This window comes from Nocardia sienata NBRC 100364 (genome assembly GCF_001613205.1).
Classification (GTDB): domain Bacteria; phylum Actinomycetota; class Actinomycetes; order Mycobacteriales; family Mycobacteriaceae; genus Nocardia; species Nocardia sienata.
Genome location: NZ_BDBX01000062.1, coordinates 17405 through 41656, shown reverse-complemented (window position 1 = coordinate 41656; position 24252 = coordinate 17405). Strand labels below are relative to the sequence as shown.

28 protein-coding genes are annotated in these 24252 nt (G+C 68.3%); 17 read left to right on the top strand and 11 right to left on the bottom strand.

Features of this window, described 5'->3' with window-relative positions; all coding sequences use genetic code 11:
- Positions 1 to 231 precede the first annotated feature (231 nt).
- The 4 genes from NS4_RS27870 (at position 232) to NS4_RS27855 (ending at position 3338) form a co-directional block, all read left to right on the top strand.
- On the top strand, positions 232 to 1551 hold the full coding sequence (locus NS4_RS27870; protein ID WP_245665792.1) for an Rv3212 family protein: 1320 nt from the start codon (positions 232 to 234) through the stop codon (positions 1549 to 1551).
- Positions 1552 to 1589: 38 nt separating this feature from the next.
- Positions 1590 to 2090: a nitroreductase/quinone reductase family protein gene (locus NS4_RS27865; protein ID WP_063062457.1), complete on the top strand. Its 501-nt coding sequence runs from the start codon at positions 1590 to 1592 to the stop codon at positions 2088 to 2090.
- Positions 2091 to 2153: 63 nt separating this feature from the next.
- A complete protein-coding gene (locus tag NS4_RS27860) occupies positions 2154 to 2756 on the top strand; it encodes an acid phosphatase (RefSeq protein WP_245665790.1) in 603 nt (200 codons plus the stop codon).
- Between the two features lie 75 nt (positions 2757 to 2831).
- Complete coding sequence (locus tag NS4_RS27855) at positions 2832 to 3338, top strand: GNAT family N-acetyltransferase (protein WP_063062455.1); 507 nt, start codon at positions 2832 to 2834, stop codon at positions 3336 to 3338.
- 13 nt (positions 3339 to 3351) lie between these two features.
- On the opposite strand, the gene NS4_RS27850 is transcribed toward NS4_RS27855, so the two are convergent.
- The gene (locus NS4_RS27850; RefSeq protein ID WP_051714858.1) at positions 3352 to 3771 is read right to left on the bottom strand and encodes a hypothetical protein; all 420 of its coding nucleotides are present in this window, start codon (positions 3769 to 3771) and stop codon (positions 3352 to 3354) included.
- A gap of 152 nt (positions 3772 to 3923) precedes the next feature.
- Here NS4_RS27850 and NS4_RS27845 point away from each other — a divergent pair, with 152 nt between their 5' ends.
- Together NS4_RS27845 and NS4_RS31780 are read left to right on the top strand one after the other, a co-directional pair.
- The gene (locus tag NS4_RS27845) at positions 3924 to 4871 is read left to right on the top strand and encodes a diacylglycerol/lipid kinase family protein (RefSeq protein WP_063062454.1); all 948 of its coding nucleotides are present in this window, start codon (positions 3924 to 3926) and stop codon (positions 4869 to 4871) included.
- Between the two features lie 253 nt (positions 4872 to 5124).
- On the top strand, positions 5125 to 5379 hold the full coding sequence (locus NS4_RS31780; protein WP_033243220.1) for a WhiB family transcriptional regulator: 255 nt from the start codon (positions 5125 to 5127) through the stop codon (positions 5377 to 5379).
- Positions 5380 to 5590: 211 nt separating this feature from the next.
- Here the strand turns inward: NS4_RS31780 and NS4_RS27840 are convergent, their stop codons facing one another.
- The gene (locus NS4_RS27840) at positions 5591 to 7105 is read right to left on the bottom strand and encodes a sensor histidine kinase (protein ID WP_063062453.1); all 1515 of its coding nucleotides are present in this window, start codon (positions 7103 to 7105) and stop codon (positions 5591 to 5593) included.
- 69 nt (positions 7106 to 7174) lie between these two features.
- Positions 7175 to 7396 carry a biotin/lipoyl-binding carrier protein gene (locus NS4_RS27835; RefSeq protein WP_174552150.1) on the bottom strand — a complete coding sequence of 74 codons (222 nt, stop codon included), beginning with the start codon at positions 7394 to 7396 and terminating at the stop codon, positions 7175 to 7177.
- A gap of 140 nt (positions 7397 to 7536) precedes the next feature.
- Here NS4_RS27835 and NS4_RS34005 point away from each other — a divergent pair, with 140 nt between their 5' ends.
- Positions 7537 to 7611: a 50S ribosomal protein bL37 gene (locus tag NS4_RS34005; protein ID WP_022597109.1), complete on the top strand. Its 75-nt coding sequence runs from the start codon at positions 7537 to 7539 to the stop codon at positions 7609 to 7611.
- An 88-nt stretch (positions 7612 to 7699) separates the two neighbouring features.
- On the opposite strand, the gene rsrA is transcribed toward NS4_RS34005, so the two are convergent.
- Positions 7700 to 7972: a mycothiol system anti-sigma-R factor gene (gene rsrA, locus NS4_RS27830; RefSeq protein ID WP_063062462.1), complete on the bottom strand. Its 273-nt coding sequence runs from the start codon at positions 7970 to 7972 to the stop codon at positions 7700 to 7702.
- 20 nt (positions 7973 to 7992) lie between these two features.
- Positions 7993 to 8679 carry a sigma-70 family RNA polymerase sigma factor gene (locus tag NS4_RS27825; RefSeq protein WP_439955818.1) on the bottom strand — a complete coding sequence of 229 codons (687 nt, stop codon included), beginning with the start codon at positions 8677 to 8679 and terminating at the stop codon, positions 7993 to 7995.
- A 283-nt stretch (positions 8680 to 8962) separates the two neighbouring features.
- On the opposite strand from NS4_RS27825, the gene NS4_RS27820 reads away from it, so the two are divergent.
- Positions 8963 to 9454, top strand: a complete 492-nt coding sequence (locus NS4_RS27820; protein WP_063062451.1) for an aminoacyl-tRNA deacylase — start codon at positions 8963 to 8965, stop codon at positions 9452 to 9454.
- A gap of 126 nt (positions 9455 to 9580) precedes the next feature.
- Positions 9581 to 9919, top strand: a complete 339-nt coding sequence (locus NS4_RS27815; RefSeq protein ID WP_063062450.1) for a hypothetical protein — start codon at positions 9581 to 9583, stop codon at positions 9917 to 9919.
- 46 nt (positions 9920 to 9965) lie between these two features.
- Here the strand turns inward: NS4_RS27815 and NS4_RS27810 are convergent, their stop codons facing one another.
- Entirely contained in the window at positions 9966 to 10820 is an 855-nt protein-coding gene (locus NS4_RS27810) for an SOS response-associated peptidase (protein WP_063062449.1), read from the bottom strand.
- Between the two features lie 183 nt (positions 10821 to 11003).
- Between NS4_RS27810 and NS4_RS27805 the strand changes: the two genes are divergently transcribed.
- From NS4_RS27805 to rsgA, 3 genes are all read left to right on the top strand, one after another.
- The gene (locus tag NS4_RS27805) at positions 11004 to 12509 is read left to right on the top strand and encodes an aldehyde dehydrogenase family protein (protein WP_063062448.1); all 1506 of its coding nucleotides are present in this window, start codon (positions 11004 to 11006) and stop codon (positions 12507 to 12509) included.
- Between the two features lie 80 nt (positions 12510 to 12589).
- Positions 12590 to 13900, top strand: coding sequence for a 3-phosphoshikimate 1-carboxyvinyltransferase (gene aroA, locus NS4_RS27800; protein ID WP_084487794.1), 1311 nt, complete (start codon positions 12590 to 12592; stop codon positions 13898 to 13900).
- Positions 13897 to 14898 carry a ribosome small subunit-dependent GTPase A gene (gene rsgA, locus NS4_RS27795; protein ID WP_063062461.1) on the top strand — a complete coding sequence of 334 codons (1002 nt, stop codon included), beginning with the start codon at positions 13897 to 13899 and terminating at the stop codon, positions 14896 to 14898. The genes aroA and rsgA overlap by 4 nt, the downstream gene beginning before the upstream one ends.
- A gap of 9 nt (positions 14899 to 14907) precedes the next feature.
- Here rsgA and NS4_RS27790 read toward each other — a convergent pair whose 3' ends face one another.
- A complete protein-coding gene (locus NS4_RS27790) occupies positions 14908 to 15285 on the bottom strand; it encodes a TfoX/Sxy family protein (RefSeq protein ID WP_063062446.1) in 378 nt (125 codons plus the stop codon).
- Between the two features lie 165 nt (positions 15286 to 15450).
- On the opposite strand from NS4_RS27790, the gene NS4_RS27785 reads away from it, so the two are divergent.
- From NS4_RS27785 to NS4_RS27770, 4 genes are all read left to right on the top strand, one after another.
- Positions 15451 to 16917, top strand: a complete 1467-nt coding sequence (locus tag NS4_RS27785) for a hypothetical protein (RefSeq protein ID WP_157106291.1) — start codon at positions 15451 to 15453, stop codon at positions 16915 to 16917.
- Between the two features lie 45 nt (positions 16918 to 16962).
- On the top strand, positions 16963 to 17553 hold the full coding sequence (locus NS4_RS27780; protein ID WP_063062445.1) for a TetR/AcrR family transcriptional regulator: 591 nt from the start codon (positions 16963 to 16965) through the stop codon (positions 17551 to 17553).
- A gap of 192 nt (positions 17554 to 17745) precedes the next feature.
- A complete protein-coding gene (locus NS4_RS27775) occupies positions 17746 to 18711 on the top strand; it encodes a DUF1648 domain-containing protein (RefSeq protein WP_063062444.1) in 966 nt (321 codons plus the stop codon).
- Positions 18712 to 18715: 4 nt separating this feature from the next.
- Complete coding sequence (locus NS4_RS27770; protein ID WP_063062460.1) at positions 18716 to 19069, top strand: GntR family transcriptional regulator; 354 nt, start codon at positions 18716 to 18718, stop codon at positions 19067 to 19069.
- A gap of 234 nt (positions 19070 to 19303) precedes the next feature.
- On the opposite strand, the gene NS4_RS27765 is transcribed toward NS4_RS27770, so the two are convergent.
- From NS4_RS27765 to NS4_RS27750, 4 genes are read right to left on the bottom strand one after another with little or no spacing between them, the layout of a single operon-like run.
- On the bottom strand, positions 19304 to 20632 hold the full coding sequence (locus tag NS4_RS27765; RefSeq protein ID WP_063062459.1) for an LLM class flavin-dependent oxidoreductase: 1329 nt from the start codon (positions 20630 to 20632) through the stop codon (positions 19304 to 19306).
- 10 nt (positions 20633 to 20642) lie between these two features.
- Positions 20643 to 21518 carry an ABC transporter permease gene (locus NS4_RS27760; RefSeq protein WP_063062443.1) on the bottom strand — a complete coding sequence of 292 codons (876 nt, stop codon included), beginning with the start codon at positions 21516 to 21518 and terminating at the stop codon, positions 20643 to 20645.
- A complete protein-coding gene (locus tag NS4_RS27755; RefSeq protein ID WP_063062442.1) occupies positions 21511 to 22341 on the bottom strand; it encodes an ABC transporter ATP-binding protein in 831 nt (276 codons plus the stop codon). The genes NS4_RS27760 and NS4_RS27755 overlap by 8 nt, the downstream gene beginning before the upstream one ends.
- The gene (locus NS4_RS27750; protein WP_063062441.1) at positions 22338 to 23435 is read right to left on the bottom strand and encodes an ABC transporter substrate-binding protein; all 1098 of its coding nucleotides are present in this window, start codon (positions 23433 to 23435) and stop codon (positions 22338 to 22340) included. Before NS4_RS27750 ends, NS4_RS27755 begins: the two co-directional genes overlap by 4 nt.
- A gap of 373 nt (positions 23436 to 23808) precedes the next feature.
- Here NS4_RS27750 and NS4_RS27745 point away from each other — a divergent pair, with 373 nt between their 5' ends.
- Positions 23809 to 24195, top strand: coding sequence for a DUF732 domain-containing protein (locus NS4_RS27745; RefSeq protein WP_063062440.1), 387 nt, complete (start codon positions 23809 to 23811; stop codon positions 24193 to 24195).
- Positions 24196 to 24252 lie beyond the last annotated feature (57 nt).

The window sequence follows — 24252 nt, the reverse complement described above, 5'->3', positions numbered from 1 at the left end:
GGCGCGGACAAGCCCGCCCGCCGCCGGCGGCGCCGCAAGCCGGCCGAGGCGGCAAACGGCGGTGAACACGCCCCGCGGGCGGATACCGCCGACAGCGCGACACCGGTGCACGAGAACGCCGCGGCACAGGCCTGACGAGCACACCGCGAGCGCCGGCGGTAACCGTTACCGCCGGCGCTCGCGGTGTATCCGGACCGGGACACCGGTGCGGGGCTCGGCGAGCACCGTCGGATGCGTTACCTGCCATCGGTTACGCTCGCCTACGTGCTCGCACCCGAGCGGCGAACGCGCGCCGACGTCATCACCGCAGCCGCGATCGCCGTGTTCGTGGTGGTCGCGGTGGTCGTGGGGTGGGCGACCAGCGGGGTGGCCGGCACCGAGTCGGCCGTCGCCGACCAGCCGGCCCGGCCGCCGCAGCCCGCCGCGAAGCTACCGGGAAAACTCCAGGAGATGTGGCGGGCACCCGATACGGCGACCACCCGTGCCCTCACCGCCGAGGGCGTGGCGGTCACCGGCGCGGACGGCAGTGTGGTCGGGCACGATCCGCGTACCGGGGCGCAGGTGTGGCGCTACACCCGTGACCTGCCGCTGTGCGGAGTGGAATCCCAGTTCGGCATGGTCGTCGCGGTGTACCGCACCGACCGCGGGTGTAGCGAGACGACCATGGTCTCCGGCGCCGACGGTCGCCGCCGGACCGCTCGCAGCAGCTATATGGACGGTCAGGTGCGCCTTTCGGTCGACGGCACCTACGTCCTCGCCCAGGGGCCGCAGCGGCTGGAGATGTGGCGGTCGGATCTGGTGCGCACCCTCGAGTACGGCCATGTGGACGCCAAGGAGAACTGGAAGACCCAGCCGCGCAAGGGTTGCGCGCTGCTGTCGGCCGCCTCCAGCCCGTCGCGGCTGGTGGTACTGGAACGCTGTCCGGGGGAGCCCGCCGACCGGATCACCGTGCAGGCACCCGCCCCCAAGGACGACAACGTACCCGAGGAGTACGGGTCGCGACTGCTGGAGGGCGCGGGCGCGGCATCCGCGGACGCGCGCGTGATCGCCGTGTCGGACAACCGGATCGCGGTCTACCAGCCCGGCGCCGACGGACCCGGATCTGCGGCGCCGCGACTGACGATCCTCGACGCCAAGGGCAATCCGATTGTGGTGCAGGAACTCTCGGCCCCACTCGACCGTACCGCCACCACTGTACGCACCAGCTCGGCATTCCTGGTGTTCACCGGCAACAGCGTGATCGCCCTGGATGCCGGTACGTTCGAGCCGAAATGGACCGCGGCGGATGCGCTCGGCCCACCGGTGGCGATGGCCGGGAAGCTACTGATGCCGGTTCCGGGAGCGATCGCCGCCCTCGATCCGGCCACCGGCGCCCAGACCAACCGGATACCCGTGGCGCGGCCCGATTACGGCGGCGGCCCGATCTCACTCGGCGCTCTCGGCACCACGGTGCTCGAACACCGCGACGGCCAACTCGTCGCCCTCGCCGACCCCGCCACCGTCGACACACCGCGCAGCGATACCGAGCGACCCGCAAAACCTTTGCGGTGAGCCATTTTCTGTCGGTACCCTCCGGCAGACTGCGCGCCATGACCGAAGCAGCGCGACCTCTCGACGCGGCCCCCGTGACCGACCATCTCCGTTACGACGATCCCGACGCCCCGTGGAACCAGTACTCCGAGCAGGACCCGGCCGACTGGAACATCGAGGTGATCCGGGAGTTCCGGGCCAACGGCGGACGGGTCGGCGGCGCCTACGCGGGGGCCGAGCTGCTGCTGCTCACCAGCACCGGAGCGCGGACCGGTAAACGGCATGTGGTCCCGCTGGGGGCGCTGTACCGCGGCGAAACCCTGTACATCAGCTCGTTCGTCCAGGGCGGTTGTCCCGCCTGGTACCACAATGTCCGCGCGGACCCGGCGGTGATCGTGGAACTGGGCGATCACGTGTACCACGGCACCGCCCGAGTGCTCACCGGCTCCGAGTACGACGAATTCGCGGCCTGGGTGCTGGCGAACAACCCGCTGCTCGCCGATTTCCAGGCCACCACCGACCGTCCGGTGCCGCTGGTGGTCCTCACCCTGGCCACCTGACACCCGGCATCGACAGGGTGCCGCCGCGCCGGGGTTGCCCGGACGCCGGGCATGATGGACCCTATGCCCGGCTCCGACGACGCCCGTGTGGTGCTGGTCCGCCACGGTGAGACCGATTGGTCGGTGCGGCACCGCCACACCGGCCGTACCGATATACCGCTCACCGATACCGGTACCCGGCAGGCCGCCGCCGCCGGCCGGGTGCTGGCAGGGCTGCGGTTGCGCGATCCCCTCGTCTACGTCAGTCCCCGCGTACGCGCCCGGCGCACCGCCGAGCTGGCCGGTCTGCCCGACCCGCAGATCGATCACGACCTGGCCGAATGGGACTACGGCGACTACGAGGGCCGCACCACCACCGAGATCCGCACCCGGGATCCCGGGTGGACGGTGTGGACCGGCACGATCCCCGGCGGCGAATCCGCCGAACAGATCGGCGCCCGCGCCGACCGGGTGCTGCGCCGGGCCGCCGCCGCCCTCGACAGCCGGGATGTGGTCCTGGTCGGGCACGGGCATTTCTCCCGGGCCCTCATCGCCCGCTGGCTGGGGTTCGAGGTCCGGGAGGGACGCCGGTTCGCGCTCACCACCGCCGCGGTGAGCGTCCTGGGCCACGAACACGAGGACCCGACGTTGTGGGCGCACAACCTGCGCGCCGACGACCCGGATTGATCCCGTACCAGCGGTCTGCCCGCCGCACTTCCCCACCCGGGCCCCGGCCCACGACCAGATAAGGATTCCGCGCCCGTGACTTCCGCCCCGCTCATCCGCCGCGCCACTCCCGCCGATATCCCCGACCTCGTCGATCTGGTGTACGGCCTGGCCGAATACGAGAAAGCCCGGGACGAATGCACGCTCACGGCCGAGCAACTGCACATCGCGTTGTTCGGTCCCGAGCCCGCGGTTTTCGCTCATGTGGCGCTGCGGGACGGTGTGATCAGCGGTTGCGCCATCTGGTTCCGCAACTTCTCCACCTGGGACGGCGTGCACGGGATCCATCTGGAAGATCTGTACGTCACCCCCGCGGCCCGCGGCAGCGGGCTCGGCCGGGCGCTGATCGCGGCGCTCGCGCACGAGGCACGGATCCACGGCTACAGCAGAGTGAGCTGGTCGGTGCTCACCTGGAACACGCCCTCGATCGGGTTCTACGAATCACTCGGCGCGCGCGTCCAGGACGACTGGGTGGGCTACCGGCTCTCCGGGGAAGCACTCACCGCCCTGGCCGATACCGCGGAGATCGCCGCCTGCGAGTGAATCGCGGCGCCGCTCACTCCTCGCCCGTCACGCCGTACTCCTGCGCCGCCCAGCGTGAGGTCGGCGGCGCGAACAACAGGCCCAGCGCTCCCAACGCCACCACCCCCAGCACGGTCCCGTACAACGGCTGCCCCGACCCGAACAGCAGCGACCACACCACCGGCAGCAGCAGCAGCTGGGTGATGACCGCGATCGCTCGACCCCAGCGCTGGCCGAACAGCAGCCCGATCCCGGAGGCCAGCACCGCGCCGCCCAGGATCCCGAACCACATGGCAGTGCCGTAGCCGCTGATCTCGTCCTCCCGGTGCCCCAGCAGCGCCCGCACGATCAGCACCACGGCCACGATCACCGCGACCGCGCCCTCCAGCGTCACCAACCCCCCGGCCCCACGGACCGTCCCGGGCACACCACCGACGTCTTTTCGCTCGACCACCCGGCCAGCTTAGGTGGACACACTCCCATCCCACCCACAGCGTCACGTGATCGCTACCCACCCCATCCTCAGGCCACCTATCGTTCCCCTGGCAGACCCCGCGGCGCCGGAGGCGCCGCCATGTGCACAGCCCATTCCATTAAGGTGCGTAGGTGCGGACGTTGTTGATCGTCAACCCCAATGCGACCTCTACCACCGCGGCCACGCGAGATCTGCTCGCGCACGCGCTCGAGAGCCGGACCCAGCTGACAGTGGCGCACACCCAGCATCGCGGGCATGCCGCGGAGCTGGCGCAGTGGGCGGCGACCAATGAGATGGATCTGATCGTGGTGCACGGCGGCGACGGGACGGTCAACGAGACCATCAACGGTTTCGTACCGCTGCCGCAGGTGGACGACGGTCAGGTGTGGCGACCGCGACTCGGCATAATTCCCGGTGGTTCGGCCAATGTGTTCGCGCGTTCACTCGATATCCGGCCGGACCCGGTGGCGGCCACCAATCAGTTGATCGATCTGCTCAAGGCCGGTGACGCCGACCGCCGAATAGGGTTGGGGCTCACCGATGATCGGTGGTTCTGTTTCAGCGCGGGCGTCGGTCTGGACGCCGATGTGTGTGCCGCGATCGATACGGCCCGGGCCAAAGGGCATGCCGCGACGCCGGCGCGCTATGTACGCACGACCGTCCGTCAATTCTTTCGCGTCAAACGCGACCGGCCCGAAGTCACGGTGCACGTTCCCGGACACGAACCTGTTTCCGGGGTTCATTACGCCTTTGTGACCAATACCAGTCCCTGGACTTATCTGAACGCGACTCCGGTATGTACCAATCCGGGTACCCGGTTCGAAACGGGACTCGGTGTGTTCGCCGTGCGAACCATGGCGTTACTGCCTACACTGCGCCTGGCGACACAACTGCTGTCGCCGCACTCCGAGCCGAAGTCGCGGAAATTGTTCCGTGACGACGACGTCCCGTCGGTGCGCATCACCAGCGCCGATCCCATCGGCCTGCAAATCGACGGCGACTTCATCGGTGAACGTGACGTGGTGGATTTCACCGCTGTACCCAACGTCCTGGACGTGGTCGCCCCGCGACCGGTTTGAACTGACGCATTCGGGAAATACATCTCGTTGTGCTGCAGAAACCGGCGTAGGCGAGTACAAAGGACTGCGGCGGTCCCCGATGCGGGACTTCAGTGCGTGAGCTTCCCCACGGTGCATCGGATACCTATTGACATCTACGGTGTTCGTGAAAGCATTCACAAGCAACCGTGCGGAAACATTCAGTTCGCACAAGTGAACGACCCACCAACCGAATCGGCGCCCGGTAGCGGCGCCCTACTAAGGAGCAGAAGGAATGGACTGGCGCCATAAGGCCATCTGTCGCGACGAGGACCCTGAGCTGTTTTTCCCGGTGGGCAACAGTGGTCCTGCGCTCGCGCAGATTGCCGATGCCAAGCTGGTCTGCGCTCGCTGCCCTGTTACCGCCGAATGCCTGTCCTGGGCTCTGGGATCCGGGCAGGACGCCGGCGTATGGGGCGGAATGAGCGAAGACGAGCGACGTGCGCTCAAGCGCCGCAATGCGCGTACCCGCACTCGGACGGCCGTCTAGAGCGCAGGGAAGCGATTACCGGACCCAGCCCGGTCCGGGGCGTCGCGAGTGCCCGGCACCAGCATTCTGGTGCCGGGCTGAATCTTTTCCAGGGCCCGGCGGCCCGGGCGGCGGACTTTACCGGAATACAGACCCGGAAATCCTCGTGGTGTTTTCGACCACAGGCGATCCAGGGTATGCATAATTGAAACCGGCGAGTTTCCGTCAGGTATCACCGTGCCGAGCGGCGCCCCAGCGGCACGCGCAGCACTGCGTCGGTGCCGATATCGGCCCCCGGGTGCAGGCCGATCGTACCGCCCAGTTCCGCGGTCACCAGCGTGCGCACGATCTGCAGGCCGAGACTGTCGGAGGACTGCAGGCTGAATCCTTCCGGCAGTCCCCGCCCGTCATCGCTGATGATCACGTCCAGCCAGCGTGCCGAACGCTCTGCGCGGATGGTCACCGTACCGTTCTGCCCGCCGTCGAAGGCGTGCTCGATGGCGTTCTGCACCAATTCGGTCAGCACCATGACCAGCGGAGTCGCCCGTTCGGCGGAGAAGACCCCCAGAGAACCGGCCCGGCGCACCGTGATCCGGGCCGTGTGCACCGTGGCGACATCGGCCATGATCGGCAGCAGCCGATCGACGACCTCGTCCAGATCGACTTCCTCGTCGACGGACATGGACAGCATCTCGTGCACCGACGCGATGGAGGTGACCCGGCGCACCGATTCGGTGAGCGCCACCCGCGCCTCTTCGTTCTCGGTGCGACGCGCCTGCAGCCGCAGCAACGCCGCCACCGTCTGCAGGTTGTTCTTCACCCGGTGGTGGATCTCGCGGATGGTGGCGTCCTTGCTGAGCAGCGCCCGGTCCCGGCGTTTGACCTCGGTGACATCGCGGACCAGCACCGCCGCCCCCGCCAATTGCCCGTGCGGGCGCAGCACCAGGGTGCGCAACAGGACGGTGGCCCCCCGCGCCTCCACCTCCATCCGGCGCCCGGTACGACCCGCCAGGGCGGCCTGGATATCCCCCACCACCTCCTGGGCGTCGAACGGATCGGTGATCAACGATCGCGTGGTGACGGCGAGATCCTGGCCCGCCAGATCGGCCTGCAACCCCATCCGGTGATACGCCGACAGCGCGTTCGGGCTGGCGTAGGTGACGATTCCCTCGGTATCGAGCCGGATGAACCCGTCGCCCGCACGCGGACTGGAATGGGTGGCAGCGCGGTCCTCGGTGGTCGGGAACGTCCCGTCGGCGATCATCTGGCACAGATCGTCGGCGCAGGCGACATAGGCGATCTCGAGCCCACTGCGCACCCGCGATCGCTGCCGGTCGGTATCCCGGCTGAGCACCGCGATCACATCGTCGCCGCACCGCACCGGGATCGCCTCCCGGATCGCCTGCACCGGATGCGGATGGTAGACCCCCTGTGCCTCTCCCTCGGTGTCGGTGCGCACGATCTCGCCACGGGTAAGTGCCTCGAACACCTGTGAATGCTCGGCATACCGGGCCGTGGTCCCGACCAGGTCCTCCAGGTGCACCGTCGGCGCGGTGGTCGGCCGGCACTGGGCGACGCAGACGATATCGGCGCCGTCGTCGACCGGCCCCGCCCCCACCCACAACAGCAGATCCGAAAACGACAGGTCGGCGAGCAATTGCCAGTCACCGACCACCCGCTGGAGATGATCCACCCCCGCCCCGGGCAGATCGGTGTGCTCGGCCAGCAGATCACTCAGTGTCGACATACGGTAATTTTGGCGCGCCTTCGGCGCGCGGGGTCGAGGCCCCCTTGGTCCCGCCGGTCAGCGCCGAAATTACTGCACGACGGCGATGAGGTCGCCTTGCTGGAGGACCTGGCCCGGGGTGACCGCGATGGCGGCGACTTCGCCGCCGACCTCGGTGATCACCGGAATCTCCATCTTCATGGATTCGAGCAGGACCAAGGTCTGGTCGACGGTGACCTGCTCCCCGACTTCGACCTCGACGGTGAGCACCGTGGACACCATCTCCGCCCGCACTTCTTCCGCCATGGACACCCCGTTCACTAGGTTCGTTCCGGTATCGGGGCCGGGCCCGCTGTACCGCCGTCGGTACAGCCAACCACACATGGAAGAATGGCCGGGATCAACATGTACTCCCCGCAGTCGCGGGATATGTCCCCAGGAGGGAGCTACCGATGGGTAAGCGTGGCCGCAAGAAGCGCAGCCGTAAGGGAAATGCCGCCAATCACGGCAAGCGTCCCAACGCCTGAGCCGACCGGCTGAGGCCGGGCACAGACCACGAGCGGCCCGCACTTCTCGAGAAGTGCGGGCCGCTCGGTGTTCGGGGGTGGGCCGGTATCAAGCCCGGTTCGGGTCGACCGGGAGATCGCCGGTCCGGAAGGTCACCGATCGGATCTCCACGGCGAGCCGTTCGCGCAGTGAATCGGGTGCCCTGTCGCCGCCGCATTTACGGTGCAGCATGCTCTTGATCTTCTCTTCGATGCCGTAGGCCTCGATGCAGGGCGCGCAGTGGTCCATATGGTGTTGGAGGCGTTCGCGGGTGCGATCGTCGCATTCGCCGTCGAGCATGAGCCAGACGTCGGCCAGTACCGCCGTGCAGTCGAGCTCCATATCGGGGTCGTGCTCGGTGCTCACTGCTTGACCTCCTGGCGAACCGCCGCGGCGGTATCGGTATCGCCGGACCCGGACGCGGCGCGGTTGAACCCGCGTTCGCGCGCCACATCGGCGAGCAGACCCTTCAGTTGTTTGCGGCCGCGATGCAGCCGGGACATCACCGTACCGATCGGAGTGCCCATGATGTCGGCGATTTCCTTGTACGGGAACCCTTCGACATCGGCGTAGTACACCGCCATCCGGAACTCCTCGGGCAGTTCCACGAGGGCGGCTTTGATGTCGTCGTCGGGAAGGGCGTCGAGGGCCTCGACCTCGGCCGAGCGCAGGCCGGTGGAGCTGTGCTCGGCGGTGGCGGCCAGCTGCCAGTCGGTGATCTCGTCGGTGGGGTACTGCGCGGGCTGGCGCTGTTTCTTCCGATACGAGTTGATGTAGGTGTTGGTGAGGATCCGGTAGAGCCAGGCCCGCAGGTTGGTGCCTTCTTTGAAGGACTTGAAACCGGCGTAGGCCTTGACATAGGTCTCCTGGACCAGGTCCTCGGCGTCGGCGGGGTTACGCGTCATCCGCAGGGCAGCGCCGTAGAGCTGGTCCAGCATGGGTAGCGCGTCCCGCTCGAACCGCTGGGCCAGTTCGGCGTCGGTCTCCGGCTGCCCGGCAGGCCGCGCGTCGGCGCCGGTGTCGGTCGCCACGTCGTCCTCGCTCGTCACACGTGTCCCTTCGATCGGCTTACCTGCCAAATCTACCGGGAGCGTGAACTGCGGGAAGAACCGCGTGCGCGCCGGAGCCGGATCATGGTGGACCGGGCGTGGTTCGACGAGAACGGGCACCGTCACTCCTTCACTCGTGCGCGGGGCCGCACCAGCGGAACGGTCTGTTCCGCCGATGCGCTGTATCTGCCGCGTACAACTCACTGTGCGCGCGAAGTGTTCCCCGACCATGGGAAAGTCACCCCAACGGCCGGTACGGTGTCGCCCGGGTAGGGTCCGGACCATGGCAGCAGCCGCTACTCCGGCGATCCGGGCACTGGTCAGCGCCGGTACCGCACACACCGTGCACAGCTACGACCACGACCCCCGCGCCGGTACCTACGGTGGCGAAGCGGTCGATGTACTGGTCGCGCGCCTCGGTGTCGAACCGGGGCAGATCTTCAAGACTCTGGTGCTGGAGTTGTCCACCGGCGCGCTGGCGGTCGCGGTGCTGCCGGTCCCCGGCACCCTGTCGCTGAAGGCCGCGGCGGCGGCGCTGGGGGTACCCAAGGCGGCGCTGGCAGACCGTACCCGGGCCGAGCGGGGGACCGGTTACGTGCTGGGCGGTATCTCCCCGCTGGGACAGCGCAAACGCCATCCCACGGTGGTCGACGAGTCCGCGCTCGGCTGGGATCGGGTGCTGTGCAGTGCGGGGCGGCGGGGTCTGGAAATCGAACTCTCGCCCACCGATCTGGTGCGATTGACCGCGGCGGTCACCGCGCCGGTCACCGCCTGAGGCCGGGCGGCGCGGACCTCCGATTCGGCCCGCGCTCCGCGTGCCGGGCGGGAATTCCCCAGGTCAGACCCGTTCGTATGCGTTACTTGGTACGACCGATCGTCCGACCCGAGGATGTGATGCGATATGTCCCCGCGCAAATCTGTGCGCACCGTGTTCTTCGCCGTATCCGCGGCCGTGGCCTTGTCCGCCGGCCCGGCGGTGCTGTCGGCACCGGTGGCCCTGGCGGCACCGGGTGAGTTCCCGTTCGACGGCCAGGGCGCCTCCGAGAACGAATCGGACAGCCGCACCCCGGAGAGCCGCACCCCGGAGGACGAACTCGGAAAGCGCGCCGAGGAAGCCGGCGAGCGCGCCGAGGAAGCCGGCGGCGGAGTGGTGACCGAGGTCATCGATCTGAGCGGCGATATCTTGAAATGCGGCTTGCACATCGCCACTCCGGCGATCGAATGCCCCCTGGGCGGCTGAGCCGGCGTCTGCCCGGGGCGGTTCACTGTCTCGGGCAGACGTGACCTCACAACAGGGTGGTCTGCTCCGCCGTTTCGGGGGCGGGCGCCAGTAGTTGCGGACCGTTGTTCTTCACACTGTTCACCAGGGTCGACACCGGCCGGGCCACGATTTCGGCCACCAGGGCCTCGCTCGGTGGGCCGAGCAGGTCGGCGGGGGCGCGATGATCGGGATCGAGCCAGGCGTCCCAGTGCTCGCGGGGCATGGGCAGCGGCATCCGGTCGTGGATCCGGGTGAGGTCACCGACGGCGTCGGTGGTGAGGATGGTGCACGACAGCAGCGGTTGCGGATCCTCGAGTGAGCGATCCCGCCAGACCGACCACAACCCCGCCATGTACAACCGGTCACCGTCCGGACGGGACATGAAGTACGGGTGCTTGACCACCTTGGCTTTCTTACCGTTGCCCGGTCCTGCCGGATCGGGTTCGACGAGCCATTCGTACCAGCCGTCCATCGGCACCAGGCAGCGCCGGTATTTCACCGCGTCCCGGAAGGACGGGAGCGTGGCAGCCTTGTCGGCCCGGGCGTTGAACAGCGGTTTCCCCTTCACCGGAATACCCGGTTCGGCGGCTTTGCTCCAGTGCGGAATCAGCCCCCAGCGCATCCGCCGGATACGGCGGCTCGGTGTGTCGTCGGGGCGTTCGTGGGTATGCCGGTCGACGACCGTGACGATCTGCGTCGTCGGCGCGACGTTGTAGTTCACCCCCGGCGCCCGGCCTCCGCGGGCATCAGCGTCCTCCCCGGTCGCAGGTTCGCCACCGCCCGGCGCTCCAGAACCCCAGGAGGTCCCGGTCTCGTCGATGGCGTCCAACTCGACCGCGAGCCGGCCGGGATCCGTCGTTGTCGCGTACCGTCCGCACATATTCCGATACTTCCACCGAACACCGACAGATCAAGACAATCCCGCCCCCGTCCGCAACAATGATGCCAGTACTTGGTGACGTGTTGAGAGTTATGTCTTAGCATTCTCTCACCGGGGACGCGGCGGTGAGAGGCTGCCCGTTCACGCGCGCAGCCACCGCCCTACTTCCGCAGAGGAGAACCTGTGACAACCACCGAAAACGCTACCGAGAAAGAGTCGGTGCTCACCTCGGTCGATCCGGCCACAGGAGCTACCCTGGCCACGTACCCGATCGCCGACGAGAAGGCGGTCGGCGAGGCTGTCGCGAAGGCGCGCGCCGCCGCTCCGGTGTGGGAAGACCTCGGCTTCGACGGCCGGAAGAAGGCCCTGCTGCGCTGGTCCAGCCGGCTGGTCGCCAAATCCGACGAATTCTGCGCGCTCATCCACGCCGAGAACGGCAAACCGCTCGACGACGCATTCCTGGAGCTGATGCTCGCGCTCGAGCACATCGCGTGGGCGGCCAAGCACGCCAAGAAGGTGCTGTCCCCCCAGAAGGTCCCCTCGGGCCCGCTGATGGCGAACTTCTCGGCCCGCATCGAATACCGGCCGCTGGGTGTGATCGGCGTGATCGGACCGTGGAACTATCCCGTCTACACCCCTAACGGGTCGCTGGCCTACGCCCTGGCCGCCGGTAACACCGTGGTGTTCAAGCCGTCGGAATTCTCGACCGGAATCGGCAATTTCCTCGCCGAGGCATTCTCCGAGGCCAATCCGGAATTGCCCGAGGGCGTTTTCGTCGCGATCAACGGTTTCGGCGCGACCGGCGCCGCGCTGGTGAAATCCGGAGTGGACAAGGTCGCGTTCACCGGTTCGGCCGCCACCGGGCGCAAGATCATGGCCTCGGCCGCTGAAAACCTCACCCCGGTACTGCTGGAGTGCGGCGGTAAGGATCCCGTGATCGTGGCCGCGGACGCGGACGTGAAGGCCGCCGCCGACGCCATAGCCTGGGGCGCCACCTCGAACAGCGGTCAGACCTGCGCCGGCGTGGAACGCGTCTACGTGGACAAGTCGGTCAAAGAGGAGTTCCTCGCCGAGCTGACCCGCATCCTCAAGGATGTGAAACCCGGTTCGGACAAGGGCGCCGCCTACGGCCCGATGACCATGCCGAGCCAGATCGATATCGTCAAGAAGCATATCGACGCGGCCCTGGCCAGCGGCGGTAAGGCGCTGCTGGGCGGCCCGGAATCGATCAAGGGCCCCTTCATCGAACCCGTCGTGCTGGTGGACGTGGACGAGGATTCGCCGGCGGTCAAGGAGGAGACCTTCGGGCCGACCGTCACCGTCACCACGGTGAACAGCATCGACGAGGCCGTGGATCTCGCCAACAACACCACCTTCGGCCTGGCCTCGGCGGTGTACTCGAAGAAGCAGGGGCTCGAGATCGCCCGGCGGCTGAAGGTCGGCGCGACCTCGGTGAACTCGGTACTCGGCTTCGCCGCCATCCCCGGACTTCCCTTCGGCGGCAGCGCCGACTCCGGTATCGGCCGTATCCACGGTGAGCCGGGTATGCGCGAATTCGTCCGGCCGCATTCGATCGCGGTGCAGCGCTTCACGATTCCCGGGATGGCGTTGCAGAGCTATCGCCGCACCCAGGCCAACATGAAGATGCTGCGCAAGATGGTTCCGCTGCTGCACGGCCGGAACAAGTAGCCCGGCCACCACAGATGAGGACACGATCGGTGGTGCTCGGCGACACACTGACGAGCACCACCGACACGCCTGTCGGCCCGATGCGCCAAGATGGTCGAGTGAGTTTCTGGCCAGCGCCCCATGTCGATGCCCCAGTGCATGCGACCGTCACCCTGCCCGGCTCCAAATCGATCACGAACAGAGCACTGGTCCTGGCCGCGCTCGCCGATGGCCCCTCGACCATCACCGGGGCCCTGCGCAGCCGCGACACCGGTCTGATGATCGCCGCGCTGCGTGCCCTGGGCACCCAGATCATCGGTGACGCCGACACCCTCGCCGTCACCCCCGCGCCACTACGGGGCGGGCGGGTCGATTGCGGCCTGGCCGGAACCGTGATGCGTTTCGTGCCCCCGGTGGCGACCCTCGCGATGGGCGAGACCGCCTTCGACGGCGATATCGCCGCCCGGGTCCGCCCGCTGCGCACCATCCTCGACGCCCTGCGTGGGCTCGGCGCGGATATCGAGGGCGACGCCCTGCCGTTCACCGTGCGCGGGACCGGCGCCCTGCGCGGTGGCGCCATCACCATCGACGCCTCGGGTTCCTCGCAGTTCGTCTCGGGTCTGCTGCTGTCGGGGGCGCGTTTCGACGAGGGCGTGGTGGTGCGCCATTCCGGTAGCGCGCTGCCCTCCATGCCCCATATCGAGATGACCGTCGAGATGCTGCGCCGCGCCGATGTCGTGGTCGAGGCGCCCACCGATGTCCGGGGCGAGCAGACCTGGACCGTGCCACCCGGCCCGATTCGCGCGGTCGACTGGAAGGTCGAGCCGGACCTGTCCAATGCCACTCCGTTCCTGGCCGCGGCCGCGGTCACCGGCGGCAGTGTCGGCATCCCGCACTGGCCTCGGCTGACCACCCAGGCCGGCGATGTGATCCGGGAGATCCTGGTGCGGATGGGGGCCGAAGCCGGTTTCAGCGAGGGCTCGCTCACCGTGACCGGCCCGGACCGTCTGGCCGGTATCGATATCGATCTGCACGATGTGGGCGAGCTGACCCCGACCGTCGCGGCGCTGGCGGCGCTGGCCGATTCGGAGTCCCGGCTGCGGGGCATCGCCCATCTGCGCGGGCACGAGACCGATCGGCTGGCCGCACTGTCCACCGAGATCAACCGGCTCGGCGGGCAGGTTTCCGAAACCGAGGACGGCCTGGAGATCGTCCCCGCCCCGCTACACGGCGGTCGCTGGCATTCCTACGCCGACCACCGGATGGCCACCGCCGGCGCGATTCTCGGGCTCGCGGTACCGGGGATCGAAATCGAGGACATCGGGACGACCGCCAAGACCCTGCCCGATTTCGTCGCCCTGTGGGAATCGATGCTCGACCCGCAGTCGGCCGAACCGGGAGCGGCTCACTGAGCCGGCGCGGCCGCACCACCGCCTCCTACGACGAATCCGATGTCCGGGTGCGTCCCGGGCGGAGTTCGCGGCCGCGGACCAAGACCCGCCCCGAACACCGGGACGCGCAGCCGGCGATGGTCGTCTCGGTGGACCGGGGGCGCTGGGGATGCGTGCTCGACGGGGATCCGCAGCGTCCGCTGGTGGCCATGCGGGCCCGGGAACTGGGACGCACCCCCATCGTGGTCGGTGATCGGGTCGAGGTGGTCGGCGACCTGTCCGGCCGGCCCGACACCCTCGCACGGATCGTCCGGGTCACCGAGCGCACCACCGTGCTGCGGCGCACCGCCGACGACACCGATCCGTTCGAGCGCGTGGTGGTCGGTAATGCGGAGAAGTTGTTCATCGTGGTGGCGCTGGCCGATCCGCCGCCACGCACCGGGTTCGTGGAGCGGGCCATGGTGGCCGCCTATGCGGGCGGCCTGGAACCGGTTCTGTGTCTCACCAAACATGATCTGGCCGCAGACTCGGAATTCGCGGCCGCGTTCGACGATCTGGACCTGACCATCGTCTACGCGGGGATCGACGACCCGCTCGATGCGACACTGGCCCTGCTCACCGGCCATCTCACCTGCTTCCTGGGGCATTCGGGGGTAGGGAAATCCACCCTGGTCAACCGGCTGGTTCCCGATGCCGAGCGGGCGGTCGGCGAGGTGTCCGGGGTCGGCAAGGGCAAGCACACCTCCACGCAGTCGGTCGCGCTGGCGCTGCCGGGCGGCGGCTGGGTCATCGATACTCCGGGTGTCCGGTCGTTCGGCCTCGCCCACATCACGCCCGACGATGTGATCGCGGCCTTCACCGATCTCGCCGAGGCGATCGAGGACTGCCCGCGCGGTTGTACGCATCTGGGCCCACCCGCCGATCCGGAATGCGCGCTGGACGAACTCCCGGACAAAGCGCGGCGAGTGGCCGCGATCCGCCGGCTGCTGGTCGCCCTGAACTCCAACGACCAGTGGTGAGCACACCGGTCACCGCAGCCGGGCGTTCTTCCGCCTCGGTCGCCGGGGTTGCGGCGTCTTGGGCGGCAGCGCTGCGGCGAACCGGACGCCGCGTGCGACCCAGGTGGTGAGGTCACGGTCGTCGCGGACCGCCGCCTCGGTCACCCGTAGCCACCCGTCCAGTTCCCGGCCCTGCATCACCATGGGGGTCACCGAGATGTCGTCGACCAGCGCGGCGGCCGCCGCGGGCTCCATTCGCACCATCAACCCGCCCTCCCGGCTGACCGCGACCCCCATATGGCCGCCGATCAGGAAGGCCAGCCCGCCGAACATGCGCCGCTCGGATACCTCGGTGCCGGCGTTCAGCACAGCCCGGACCCGCTCCGCCAGTTCCTCGTCGTATGCCATGGGATCAGTGTCCGCTCCTGGGCCGACAGAGTCTCCCACCGTCAGGGCATAGCCCGTCGTGCGATATCGAGCAACCGGCGCACCCCCGCGCAGATTTAGCTACACTTGCGTAGCTATATCACCGTAGCTACAGTTGCGGATCTAACTCCCACGAAAGAAGTAATCATGAACTTCTCGCTGCCCGTCACGGTCGACTGGACGACACCGACCATCACCTCGAAAACGACACTGACCACCCATCTGTGGACCGCGCCGCCGCTGCGCCGCGGTTCGCAGATCCACGACAAGGCCTTCGACGCGCTGCGTGCGCTCCGGACCGACTACACCCGATTCCTACCCTGGTGGTCCTCCCCCAAATTGGCGGTACCCGAACTCGAGGCGCCCGCCGACGGCCGGACCTCATGGGATTTCCGGCGGCTCGACGAGTTCGTGGACGACTTCCTGGATGCCACCTCCGGCCGGCCGGTGGTCGCGAACTTCGCCACCATCCCCACCTGGATGTTCGAAACACCGGAACCGGTGGTGGTGCAGGACGATCCGGCCGCGATCCATTGGGACTACGAACAGGGCACGCAATTCCGTGACCGGACCCTCACCGAAGTGGCCGAGCATTTCGAGCGGATCGGCCGCTGGTACATCGACGGCGGATTCACCGACCAGTTCGGAGTCCGGCACGAATCCGGCCGCGACCACCGCTTCGCCTACTGGGAGGTGCTGTGCGAACCCGATATCGGCCATCAGCTCTCACCCGAGGTCTACACCAGGCTCTACGACGCGGTCGTCGAACGGCTGCGCCCGCTCGATCCGGAGATGAAGTTCATCGGGCTCTCGCTCAGCCCGGTCACCACCGATCCGGAGTACTTCTGGCACTTCCTCGACCCCGCCAACCACCAGGACGGCACCCCCCTGGATGCGTTCTCGTACCACTTCTACGCGACCCCGCAGATCGTCAACCCGATGTCTCTGGCCGGGAACGCACCGTTCGAGCAATGGCCCGGCCTGTTCTTCGCCCAGGCGGACGGTTTCCTGCGCCAGGTGCAGCTGGTCGAATCCATCAAACACCGCCTGTCGCCCGCGACCGAGACACATATCAACGAACTCGGCACCTTCACCCCGGATGTCATGAATCCGGAACCCGATGCACCCGAGGACTATTGGGCGCTCAGCGGAGCCGTCGTCGCGTACCTGTGGTCACGGCTGACCGCACTCGGCATCGACCTGGTGGGCGTGGCCGAGTTCATCGACTATCCGGGGATGATCCACGGCGCCTCGCTGCTCGACTGGAACACCGGGGAGCCCAATGCCCGCTATCGCGCGCTGCAGCTGCTGCTCGATAATTTCGGCCCGGGCGACACCGTGCACCGGGCCACGACCTCTCCCGTGCCGGACGCCCCGGAGACCACGGTGCACAGCCAGGCCTTCACTTCCCCGGACGGCCGGCGCCGCATCCTGCTCGTCAACAAGAATCCGCACCCGGTACCGGTGAACTTCACCGACCCGGTGGTCGCGATCGATACGGTCGACACCACAACCGGTTCCGGTCCGGCAGTGCGGAAAGAGGTGACGAACGGGGAGGTCGAGCTCGGCCCGTTCGCCACCGCCGTCGCGGTCGTCGATTCCGCCGCCGACTAGTCTGCACGGGACAGGTCCCGCGCGATCACCGGAAAGACAGGTTCCATGCCCGGCACACGTGGCCGCCGAAGCGACGCCGAAGTGGTGGCGGCGGTGCGTGCCGCGGTCGTCGAGGAACTGATCGAAGTCGGCCTGGGCAAGCTCACCATGGATGGGATCGCGCAGCGCGCCGGTATCGCGAAAACCTCGCTGTACCGGCGCTGGGACAGCCCGCAGACGGTACTGCTGGATGCGCTCGGCAACGCGTTCCCGCAGGAGCGGCCCACACCCGCCCCGACCGACGATCTGCGTCACGACCTGATCGAGGCGCTCCGGCTGATGGTGTCCTGGCTGGCGACCCCCACCGCCCGCGCCACCGGCGCGATTCTCGCCGAGCGCGAGCGTTATCCGGAGCTGGCCGAGTCCATCTACGCCCAGGTGTTCGAGCCGAAAGGCGGGCGCTTCACCAGTACCGTGTTGCGGCACTACGCGGAGGCCGGCCGTATCGACCCGGACCTCCTCACCCCCGTTGTCGTCGATATCGGCGAGGCCCTCGTCCTCAAGTTCTCCCTCGACTCCGGTGAACTCCCCGGCGATCGGGTTCTCGCCGATATCGTCGACCAGGCCATTCTTCCCGCGGTCGGGCACCGGCGCTGATTCGATTCCGGCCGACGCCGTGATCGGCCGCGCCCGTGATCACGCCCGACCACGAGCTCCCGGACGGGTCACCCACCAAGAAATCACAGCACCTCCGTGCCTCTCGGCGCCCCGAGGCGAGCCTGTCCGGACCGGCCGCCGGCCGTGTCAGTTGATGCATTTGTTATAGTTCAAATATAACAAGGAGGTGCCATGACCACCCTGAGCTCGCTCCGGCTCGCCCTACTCGCCGGACTCCCGCCGCTACTGTCCGCTGTGCCCAATGTCGTGCTGCTCGGCGCGGCGGCCGACCGGCTGCCCGATCGGCTGGCCACCCACTTCGGCGCGGACGGCGCCGACGGGTTCACCGGACGGGTACCGGCCATGTTCGTCTCCGCCGGCCTGGGCCTGGGCCTGGGAATCCTGTTCGCCGCGATCCTCGTGGTGGGGGCACGCACGAACGTGCGCCGGGCCGATACTCCCGTGGACCCGATCCGGTCGCTCGTCGCCACCGCCTGGGGGGTGGGCGGATTCGTCGGCGCGCTCACCTCGGCGGGTACCGTCGCCAACCTGGACGCCGCTGATCCCGCACAGGTCACGCTCTCGGGCTGGGCGTTCGCCGCCGCGGCGCTCGCCGGGGTGCTGTTCGGTGCGGCGGGCTGGCTCGCCGCACCGAACAGTCCGGTGTCACCGGATCCGGCACCGGCCGAATCCCTTGCTCTCGGCCGTACCGAACGCGTCAGCTGGTCGCGGCGGGCGGTGTCCCCGTGGATGCTGTTGATCGGTGTGCTCGCCTTGCTCATGGGGGCGGTGGTCGGATTCGTCGCCCAGCCGGTACCCGGTGCACTGCTGGCGCTCACCGGAGTGTTGCTCGCGCAACTGGCGCTGCTGCGGGTGGTGGTGGACCAGCGCGGCCTCACCGTGGGGACCGGCTTGCTGGGCTGGCCCCGGTGGCGGCTGCGGCCCGAAGACATCGCCGAGGTCTCGGCCGACGACATCTCCCCACTCCGGTACGGCGGGTACGGCATTCGGATGATTCCGGGCGCCACGGCCGTGGTGCTGCGCGCCGGACCCGGCCTCGTGGTGACCCGTCGCTCGGGGCGCCGGTTCGTGGTCTCCGTCGACGACGCCGGCACGGGTGCGGGTGTCCTGGCCGGTGTCGTCGCACGGGCGGACTGAACCGGTGCTGATCCGTGTCGACCCGGCGCGGCCCGAACCGCTGGCCGACCAGATCGCGGCCTGTGTCCGGCGTGCGATCTCCGACGGTGGCGCGCCCGCGGGTACTCGGCTGCCCGGCGCCCGGGAACTCGCGGTATCGCTGGATGTGAGTATCCATACCGTGCTCGCGGGTTATCAGCGGTTACGCGACGAAGGCCTGATCGAACTGCGCCGCGGGCGCGGTGCCACTGTCCGCGCCGGGGCGCCGGACGGGCGGGCGGCGGTGATCGAACTCGCCCGGCAACTCGTGGACGCCGCCCGCCGCATCGACCTCGACGAAACCGAACTGCTCGAACTCGTCCGCGCCGCCGGGCGCTGACCGTACCTGCGCTGCGTTCGCGGCCGCGGGACACGCAGGTACGCGCCGAACCCGGACGGCGGAGCCCGGTTGCCGATCGCCTTCGCGCCGCCGAAGCCGGCGCCCGCCGTCGAGAGGTGGCCGTGATGACCACCGGGCCGGCACGGCGGTCGCCGGTTGCGGGCGCCGCTGCGCGCCGGCCGCAGTACTACCGGGCACCCGCCGACGTGCCACCCGGCGCTCGCCGCCGTGCTGCTAAGCGCTCGCCGCGACCGCGTCCGGGGCGAACCGGCCGGTGTGGCGGCCGAGTCCGTAGTGCCCACGCAGGGTGCGCTCGGTGTACTCCGTGCGGAACAGACCGCGGGCCTGCAGGATCGGGACCACCTGGTCGACGAAATCGATCAGGCCGCCGGGCAGGTACGGGGGCATCACATTGAAACCGTCCGCGGCGCCCGCCTCGAACCAGGCCTGCAGATCGTCGGCGATCTGCTCGGGAGTCCCGGCGATGGTGCGATGTCCGCGACCACCCCCGAGCGCGGCGATGAGTGTGCGCACGGTCAGCGACTCCCGGGCGGCCAGATCCTTGACCAGCTGGTATCGGCTCTTGTTGCCCTGGATCCGGTCGATCGGGGGCAGCGGCGCGTCGAGCGGATGACCGGTCAGGTCCAGGCCCAGCATCTGGGAGAGCTGGCGCAGCGAGTACTCCGGGGAGATCAGATCGGTGAACTCCCGCTCGAGCCGCTCGGCGGCCGCCTCGGTCTCGGCGATGAACGGCACGATCCCGGGCAGGATCAGCACCTCGCCGGGATCGCGTCCATGGCCGGCGGCCAGCGCCTTCACCTCGCGATAGAACTCCCGGCCCTCCGGGATGGAGCGTTGCGCGGTGAAAACGGCCTCCGCGTACCGACCGGCGAAATCCTTACCGCTGGCCGAAGAACCGGCCTGGACCAGCAGCGGGCGTCCCTGCGCCGAACGTGGCACATTGAGCGGGCCGCGCACCTTGAAGCGGTCGCCGTGGTGATCGATCGTATGCACTTTCGACGGATCGGCGAAGATCCCCGTCTCGGCGTCGAGTACGACGGCGTCGTCCTCCCAGGAGTCCCACAGCGCCGTCGCGGCCTCGACGAACTCCGCCGCCCGCACATACCGGCCGTCGTGGTCGGGCACCTCGTCGTAGCCGAAATTGGCGGCTTCGTCGGCGGTCCCGGAGGTGACGATGTTCCATCCGGCCCGCCCACCGCTGATCTGATCGAGCGAGGCGAATTTGCGGGCGAGATTGTAGGGCTCGTTGTACCCGGTGGAGGCGGTGGCGATGAGTCCGATCCGCTCGGTCACCACGGCCATCGCCGACAGCAGGGTGATCGGTTCGAACACCGCCTGGGTGTTGCGTTCGATCCGCGGGCCCACCGCGAGGCCGTCGGCGAAGAACACCGAATCGAGCTTGCCGCGTTCGGCGACCCGCGCGAGTTCCTGGAAATGGCCGACCCGCAGCACATTGCGCGCCTCGGTCCGCGGATGCCGCCAGGCCGCTTCGTGGTGGCCGACACCCATGAGGAACGCGTTGAGATGGAGTTGGTGCGACATCACTACCTGTCTAGAGAGCTACGCGCCAGCTGGACAGCCGGCGCTCGACGAACACGAGGATCGCGTTGAAGATCAGGCCGACCAGCGCGATGGCGATGATCCCCGCGTACATGTCGGGGATCTGGAAGTTGAGCTGCGCGGCGGTGATCAGGTACCCGAGGCCGGCCTTCGCACCGACCATCTCGGCCGCGATGAGCACCAGGATCGAGGACGCCGCGGCCATCCGCAGACCGGTGAAGATGGTCGGTACCGCCGCCGGCAGCACCACCTTGTACACCAGCGCGATCTGGGAGAAACCCAGCGAACGCGCGGATTTGACGAGCAGCGGATCGACCGTGCGCACCCCGGAGATGGTGTTGAGCAGGATCGGGAAGGTGCAGGCGTAGATCACCAGCGCCACCTTCGAGGTCTCGCCGATACCCAGGACGAGGATGAAGACCGGCAGCAGCGCCAGCGCCGCGGTATTGCGGAACAGTTCGAGAACCGGATTCAGGAAGTCGGCCACCGGCCGGTACCAGGCGATCGCCACCCCCAGCGGGACCGCGAGCGCCACCGCGATCACGAACCCGGTCAGCGCGCGGGACAGGCTGGTCGAGACGTGTTCCCAGAGCTGCCCGTTACCGACCAGATCGAAGAAGGTCGCGGCGACCTCGGTGAACGGCGGCAGGAAGACCCTGTCGACCAGACCCACCCGGGGCGCGACCTCCCAGAGAGCCAGGAAGGCGAGGATCGCGACCGAGGGTTTCACCACCCGCCAGGCCAGCGCGGCCAGCCACTGAACCGGCCGGCGGCCCGGGGTGCTCGCCGGTGTGGCGGGCACGAGTACGGGCCCGGGGCCGGCGGCGCGCGGCGCGTCGAGGGTACCGGTGGCGAGTGCGCTAGACATGCTGAGCCTCTTCGGTCGTCGAGATATCGGCGAGTTCGAGCGAGTGGGCGCGTTCGACCTCGTCGTGCAGCAAAGACCAGATCCGGTGCCGCAGAGCACGGAACTGCTCGCCGGAGCGGATGTCCTCGGCGGTGCGGTCGATATCGACATCGACCACCGTTTTGACCCGGCCGGGCCGGGAGGTGAGCACCGCGACCCGCTCGCCCAGGTAGATCGCTTCGTCGATGCCGTGGGTGATGAACAGGATGGTCTTGCCGGTGCGCTCCCAGATGCGCAGCAGTTCGTCCTGCAGCGATTCCCGGGTCTGCGCGTCCAGGGCGGCGAACGGCTCGTCCATCAGCAGTACCTCGGGATCGAAGGCAAGACTGCGGGCGATCGCCACGCGCTGTTTCATACCGCCGGACAGTTCGTGCGGGTAGCGATCGGCGAAACCGGCCAGCCCGACCAATTCGAGATAGTGCTCGGCGCGTGCCCGGCGCTCGGCGCGGGGCACGCCCTTGGCCTCGAGCCCGAATTCGATATTGCGCCGGGCGCTGCGCCACGGCAGCAACGCGTACTGCTGGAAGACGATGCCCCGGTCCAGGCCCGGGCCTGTGATCGGCGTGCCGTCGAGCAGGATCTGGCCGGAGGTAGGTGTACTCAGGCCGCCCAGCAGGTCGAGCAGCGTGGATTTCCCGCAACCGCTGGGTCCGACGAGCACCAGGAACTCACCGGCGGCAAGGTCGAGGGTGATGTCCTCGACCGCGGTCAGTTCGGCTTTCTGGCCTCGGATCGGAAACCTCTTGGTCACCTGATCCAGGCGGAGTTTGGGTTCAGTGCTCATTTCTCACCGGCCAATGCTTGTCCGTCGGGGTCACCGTCGGCGGGATAGGTGCCGTTGGCGTACGGGTTGTACTCGTTGGTGTAGAGGTCGCGGGCCGCGAGCTTGCCCTCGTCGAGTTCGCCGTTGCGGATCAGCCAGTCGATCCAGATCTGCAACTCACGCTCGGCGATCACCGCGCCCGGTACCGGGATTCCGGGACTGCGCCAGTACTTCACGGGTTCGGCGCTTTCGGTGCGGCCCCGCGTGTGGATGATGTCCAGAAAGCGGGCCACCACCTCTTCCCGCGGATGGACCTGGGTCCAGCGGATCGCCCGCGCGGTGCCCTGGACGAAATCACGCACGGCCTCGGGGTTGGCGGCGATGAAGTCGTCGCGCATCACATAGGTGCCGTAACTGAACGCGCCGAAGAGGTCCCGGTCGGTGAACAGCGCCCGGATACCGCCTCGGTCGAGGGCGCTCTCCCGCTGGATCGAGTTCAGTGTGGCGACATCGATCTGTCCCTCACGCAGCGCCTGTTCGGTGTTCACCGGGGGCACCACCACCAGCTGCACCGACTTGATCTCGTCCTTGGTGAGGCCCTGCTGGGCCAGCCATTCGCGGGTGAGGAACTCGTGATGCGCACCGAGCGTGTTCATCCCGATCTTCTTGCCGATCAGGTCGCGGGCCGACCGGATCGGGCTGTTCTCCAGCACGTAGTACCCGGTGTACTCACCCGCGTCGGCACCGTAGGAACTGAGCACCGAGGTGATGGGCGCACCGGCCGCGTTGAGTTTGACCACGGCACCGTTGAACGCCGAGCCGAATTCGATCTCCCCGGTGGCCGCCGACTGGATGTCCTGCGGACCACTGGTGGTGTCGCCGACCCATTCCAACCGGATCTTCTCGAAATAGCCCAGATCGGCGGCCAGTTCGTGGAATCCCACTTTTCCTGCCCACCCTTGATAGCGCAGGATCGTTTTGCCGTCGGCCGTCCGAGCGGCCTCGCCGCCGGCACCGCACGCACACAGCAGCATCAGGAGGGCGGCGACCGCCGCGACGCACGCGACGGCCCGCGGCCGCCGGTGACTCTGTGTCGTTTCCGGACGTACTGGCATGGGTTCTGCCCCTTGTGATGTGGTTGCGCTGCCCGGTTATCGTGCGGTCCGGGGGCGCGACTGCGAACCCTTTACCTCAGGGCGAGTCCAACCGCCCGGCCTCATTCCTGCCTGTTCTCCGACCACACGCGAACGCGGGAACACGGCCGGCCACCGCATGGCTATGCGAATCGACCAGGCAGATTGATGGGATGATCGGCGACGCACGGTGAATCAGCAAACCACCGGCTTCGCGGCACGTTAATATGCGGCGCGCACCGAAGTTATTCGGCCGAGACGGCAACGAAACGTCGGCGCGACAGTCCGGGTCCGAGCTGTCGGCGGCCCCACCTGACGACCATTCCGTCCAGCACCAACGAACACAGAAGGAACGATGCTCAAAATCATGGCCATCGGCGCGGTCACGGCCGCGCTCGTGTTCGGCAGCTTCTCCAGTGCCTCGGCACACCCTCCCGGCGCCTCGCGGCCGGGCTCGACAGGTGTGCACAGCCCGGCGGGCAAGGACGATTCCGTCGCGCAGCTTCCTTTCACCGACCGAGAATTCCTTCGCGCCAGTGCGTTCGACGACGAGACCCGCCAACTCCAGGACGCGGCGATAGCCCTGGCACACGCCCAATGCGATTACCTGGGCAGCTCCGGTAACACCCCGGCCAACCGCACCTACCTCGCCGAGGAAGCACGCCCGTTCGTGGAATACCCCTACTTGTTCCTGGAAGCCGCGGTCGGCGCCTACTGCCCGCAGCACACCGCGCTGGGCTGAGCGGCGACCCCACGCGGCATTCCGAACAAACCCCTGGCGACACGACGGCGCCGCTCC